Origin of the sequence: Alteromonas sp. BZK5 (assembly GCF_014349115.1) — a bacterium.
Taxonomy (GTDB): domain Bacteria; phylum Pseudomonadota; class Gammaproteobacteria; order Enterobacterales; family Alteromonadaceae; genus Alteromonas; species Alteromonas macleodii.
Map to the genome: position 1 here is coordinate 1 of NZ_JACSOE010000147.1, position 4,583 is coordinate 4,583.

Here is a 4,583-nt window from a genome sequence, read left to right on the forward strand (position 1 = left end):
GTATACGCATTGGGATGCAGGATGCATTCTCAGTTCAGTGCATGAATGATAAGGGGATGATCATACAACTTAAAACAAAAGATAAAGCCAAACTTCGTCAGATGGTGAGACTTCAAGAATACGAAACCTTTGTTATTGAAGCAATCCTGACGCCACACGGGATCACTTTCTTAGACCTTCTGTGTGTCAATGGAATTGCATTAAAGTGGTCATTTAGAAAAAGAATGGCCTTGTTATCTAAGTTAATCAAAGATCCTAAAATTTTGACTGGACTTTTGAGCCCTGCCAATATCGATGTTTTTACCCCCGATATGACTATGCGCATCAATCCTACAAAACGTCCAATTAGTGGATATGCCGTAAAGTCACTCAAAGCACCCGTGAATCTTGACGATGTCGTCATTACACCAACAATTGAACAGTATTTCATCGTTCGCGTTTACCCTTCACATAATCGGGATATCCAAGAACGTGAATTAAGAAATAATGGCTTACAAAAGTTGTCGCTGCTTATTCCAGGTCACCAAAGCAATCAACAGTGGGTTCAAGTTGGTACGATGATAGCTAAACTTGGGCATGAACAATTTCACCTTGTTAAATGTGACGGCATCAAAAATGGCATTCTTATCAATCCTAAGCCATTTAAAGATGATGCAATGGCCGACTATTTAAGAGAAGAGGATGCATCTGTACTAGAGCAACTTGAACGCAACTGGGCTTTAACGTTGAACTACGAATTAAGTACCGTAATTGGTTAATCTGCTCATCTTATCTACATTCTAACCTTATGTAGTATTTTAGTCACAGTTCAATAATTGCTTTTCTATGAGAGAAGCCGGCCATTTGAAATTGATGCAAATAACATCGTATTTAAAATAATCGGTCTAATGTACATAAAGAAAGTATCGCGATAGTATGAAATTCAGCTCCCATTAAATGAAAAGGGGCTAAAAAGGAATTGCTTTATAATGGAACACAGAATCAACAATAAGGATGGCTACAAAAAAATCTATCCGATGTCGTTATCTGAAGATGATACTTTTTGTCATTATTGTGGGAGAAAAGTTTCCTCTGACCTTGCATTGAATTGGGATCACGTACCGGCGCTGAATGTAAGAATACCTGAAGAGTATGGTATCGAATTTGATATTCGCAAAACCCTCGTGCGTTCGTGTGCTGAATGCAATCTTTTAGCAAGTGACACACCCCACCTAGATTATCTTGAAAGACATATATGGCTAAAAGATAAATATCTACGCCGATACAAGTCGGTTTTAATCAATGCTAACCCTAATGACAAAGATGAGCTGGTTAGTATTACCGGTAAAAAGAGTTCCCTTGGCTTTCAAGAATTGTTAAGCATGCTTGGTTTCGGGCTTAAAACTGAAGAACTCATTAACTCTCCCATTTTAAAATTAAAAAACAAACCATCTGGGCGCTTGGTTAAATACCTTATAGCTGAGCATCTAACTGGCTCTCCGCACGAAGTTGATGAAGAAGAGGCTAGGGAAGAATATTTTTACGAGCCTCACAATGATGAGGATATTAAAAAGCAACAACTCACCACTACTTTTCTTCGTGAATTTTTGCTCGATGAGTGGCTATCTGGCAACAAAATCCTAAGTGCAGAGATGTTACGAGAATGGATCCAATGTCACCCAGGAAGAGCATTCGGGCTAGATCTTCGATTAGAGGATGTCGTATTAATAGAAGGCGTATTCGACGATATTGTTAATCAGGTAAACAAACTGTACCAGTCCGAGATTGAAGAGCAGGTACTCTCGACTCAAGATGAAGAAATAAACGATGAAGACATTGAGCCACCTAAGAGTAAAACGCCTGTGGAGCCACGTTGTACAAGTTCCAAGGATAAAAAATCAAGCACCAAAGTTCAGTTAAGAAAGGACGTTGTTGTTTCTAAAACCATAGCACCTGACAAACCAACCTTTGTAAACCACAAGGTTAAACAAAGCATTAAGACTGAGACAAAGAACAAAGCTTTCTTAAATAAGCATAGGAATGACATTATTATGGCATTTATGATGGCAATGGAAGGCAAGCGTTATGCTAATTCAGATATGATGAGAATGATGAATGAGAAAGAGTTTCTGATATTTATAAAGAAATCAGGATTAGACAGGTTCTCTTTCCATTCTTTCGTAAACGACAAGTCGTTCAAGGCTTATAATGAACATATCCCCAATAACCCTGAATCTTTTTACAACTTAAAAGGTAAAATTTGGTAACAGGACATACTAAATGCTGTTACTCACCATTGATAAAATTCCGAGCAATGTCCATTTACAAAAGTGGTAATAAATGACTCGCATTTCTTTCCCTTCCTTTTCTAGAAACTTATGGATTTGGTTGGTCATAACTGTCATCAATATCATATTGACTCTTATTTTTGACATTGATGTAAACAGCAGCTCAAGTATATTAACAGCGTTTGTATTGTGGATCGTCGGTATAATTTTAAGTGAAAATTTGCAAGAAAGGGTAGTTTTTGGTTCTAACCTCACGGTTACTATTTTAATTGTTATCAACGAGGTATATTTCGTTTTTGCAGGAACAATGAAGATATTTGGAATGATATAAGCACAAAATCGAATGGAAATAGCGTGACATAATTTTCGTATTAATGTCCTACTTAAAAGGGTAGGAAAGACTAATGCGATATATCAAAGACAAATACAATAGCGCTTATCAACAAAGTATATGTGGTAAATCTCTATTCGATGCTGAAGTAATAAGGTATTCACTAATAACAAACGGTAAAGAGTCTCTCAGAATTACTTCTATGGGATGTAAGGCGGACTATTATCGAAACCTCAATCGCAAAGGTTATTTTTCATGCCGTAGTAGAGAAGGAATTCATAAAGGTAAGGTTACCTGCTACGCCAATATATTTATCGTCTCAAACCCTATCTTTGTAGTTTCTAGTGCATCCCGTAACAGAGTCCTTGCCAACAATAAGCGTAACTTGCACGCGTATGTTCGCAGCAGCAGCCTTATAGACGCTATAAATGGTGATTTAGACCTGTACTCCCTGCCCCCACATGACGTCGTCACTTACCAACCTTTTGTCCGAGATTGTTTCTTTAATCGAGACACTAATATAGCCATCAGCGAACACAAAGGAATTGCCATTCTGTTTGGCGCCAATGTGTACTGTTTAACTGAATAAGTAGCGGCTTAGACAATCTGATTTATGGTTTAGGAAACTCACAAGGAGAACCCATGAAAACTATTTCTCAGCGACAAACACAACTAACTCAGCTACTCACAGGTGAACTTAAACCACGTCAAATTATTGGTACAGGCTACAAATACCCTAAAAGCGTTGCCAGCGCATGGTTAAGAAGAGAAATACACAACGAACAAAACCCATCTCAAAGCGTGTCTGATCTATTTGTTCAGACCAACGGTGCGCCATTCACAAGTGAAAAAAAAGCTAAATGCTCAAAGATGTACCAGCAGTTGGTAAAAGGCTCATTTGAACTCATAACCCGTAATTTAATTGTTTCTGACTATGGCGTCATGCCAGCCCCTACCAGCGGTATTGACGAAGGGTATTGTATCTACATTGAAACAGCTTCAGCGAAGTCACAGCACAGACACGCTAGTGATTAAGCCAAGTATGTTATTGATAAGAAATGGGTCAAATTCAACATTGGATTGACCTCAATTTCTGACGCATATTAAATTCATATAGCAAGCCCGATAAAAGGATAATAAACGATGACATTCAATGGCCTTCAAAGAACCGCAAATTGTTACATCATAGGAGTAGAAGATAGGGATGGTCATACAGAATGGTACAAAGTGGTAAGCCTCGCTCCACTTTCATCGATGTGCCAGGCCGATCTTAATCACTCTCTTAAGGAAACGCTGCCACTGAATACTGACGATATCATTACCGTGGTAGATATTAATGCATTGCCTGTTTTACAGCATTAAAAGAAGCCGTCCTGCGGTGTTAATGCAGACTGCGAGGCTGTGTGTTCTTTGGGAACGCATGAACTTCTTCTATCATACCGTTTTCTAACTCAACAATTCCTGTATCCCAGCCCCCCTCTATCATTTTTTGCTGTTGTTCAAACATAAAATATCGATTTTGTATTAATTTTGATACCTCTGTAGTCCAAGTACCAGCACAATTAATGTCTATCGCCTCTTGCCGCCACCTGCCATTTTTATTGTTAAATGCAATGCGTTCATCACCATTATTGGGGTTCATAAGAACTAGATCATATTCAACCGATAAAGACCTGGTCTCATAAGGATGAAGTAAGGCTTTTTCCACTAATGTTCCCAAACCTGCCATTGCTTTTACTAGTAGCTCTTTGCTTATGTAATCTGTGGAAATGTCCGACATTGAACTGTCTCTTTCATATGGTTTTTGACAACGTCTTAGGTGTATTAATAAGTGTGCTATTGCTCAGTTTTACTGAAATAAATTGCTAAATTTTTGATTGAACTAAAAAAAAGCAAAAAAAAAGACTTTGAAATTCAAAGTCTTAAAAAAGGATTTTTAATCAAAAATACCATCACGAACAGCATGCGATAATTCTGCATGAAGC

5 protein-coding genes are annotated in these 4,583 nt (G+C 37.9%); 4 read left to right on the forward strand and 1 reads right to left on the reverse strand.

Annotated features, from left to right (window positions below):
- The 4 genes from BIZ39_RS20220 to BIZ39_RS20235 form a co-directional block, all read left to right on the forward strand.
- On the forward strand, nucleotides 1-758 hold a 758-nt coding region (locus tag BIZ39_RS20220), incomplete at its 5' end, for a hypothetical protein (protein ID WP_222936722.1).
- 210 nt (nucleotides 759-968) lie between these two features.
- Nucleotides 969-2,246 carry a hypothetical protein gene (locus BIZ39_RS20225; protein WP_187447887.1) on the forward strand — a complete coding sequence of 426 codons (1,278 nt, stop codon included), beginning with the start codon at nucleotides 969-971 and terminating at the stop codon, nucleotides 2,244-2,246.
- Nucleotides 2,247-3,240: 994 nt separating this feature from the next.
- The gene (locus BIZ39_RS20230) at nucleotides 3,241-3,633 is read left to right on the forward strand and encodes a hypothetical protein (protein WP_187447888.1); all 393 of its coding nucleotides are present in this window, start codon (nucleotides 3,241-3,243) and stop codon (nucleotides 3,631-3,633) included.
- A 108-nt stretch (nucleotides 3,634-3,741) separates the two neighbouring features.
- The gene (locus BIZ39_RS20235) at nucleotides 3,742-3,960 is read left to right on the forward strand and encodes a hypothetical protein (protein ID WP_187447889.1); all 219 of its coding nucleotides are present in this window, start codon (nucleotides 3,742-3,744) and stop codon (nucleotides 3,958-3,960) included.
- A 19-nt stretch (nucleotides 3,961-3,979) separates the two neighbouring features.
- On the opposite strand, the gene BIZ39_RS20240 is transcribed toward BIZ39_RS20235, so the two are convergent.
- Nucleotides 3,980-4,378: a hypothetical protein gene (locus BIZ39_RS20240; protein WP_187447890.1), complete on the reverse strand. Its 399-nt coding sequence runs from the start codon at nucleotides 4,376-4,378 to the stop codon at nucleotides 3,980-3,982.
- Nucleotides 4,379-4,583: the final 205 nt, after the last annotated feature.

Coding starts and splice junctions, on each gene's coding strand:
- BIZ39_RS20225 (WP_187447887.1), top strand. CDS start 969: ATGGAACACAGAATCAACAATAAGGATGGCTACAAAAAAATCTATCCG.
- BIZ39_RS20230 (WP_187447888.1), top strand. CDS start 3,241: ATGAAAACTATTTCTCAGCGACAAACACAACTAACTCAGCTACTCACA.
- BIZ39_RS20235 (WP_187447889.1), top strand. CDS start 3,742: ATGACATTCAATGGCCTTCAAAGAACCGCAAATTGTTACATCATAGGA.
- BIZ39_RS20240 (WP_187447890.1), bottom strand. CDS start 4,378: ATGTCGGACATTTCCACAGATTACATAAGCAAAGAGCTACTAGTAAAA.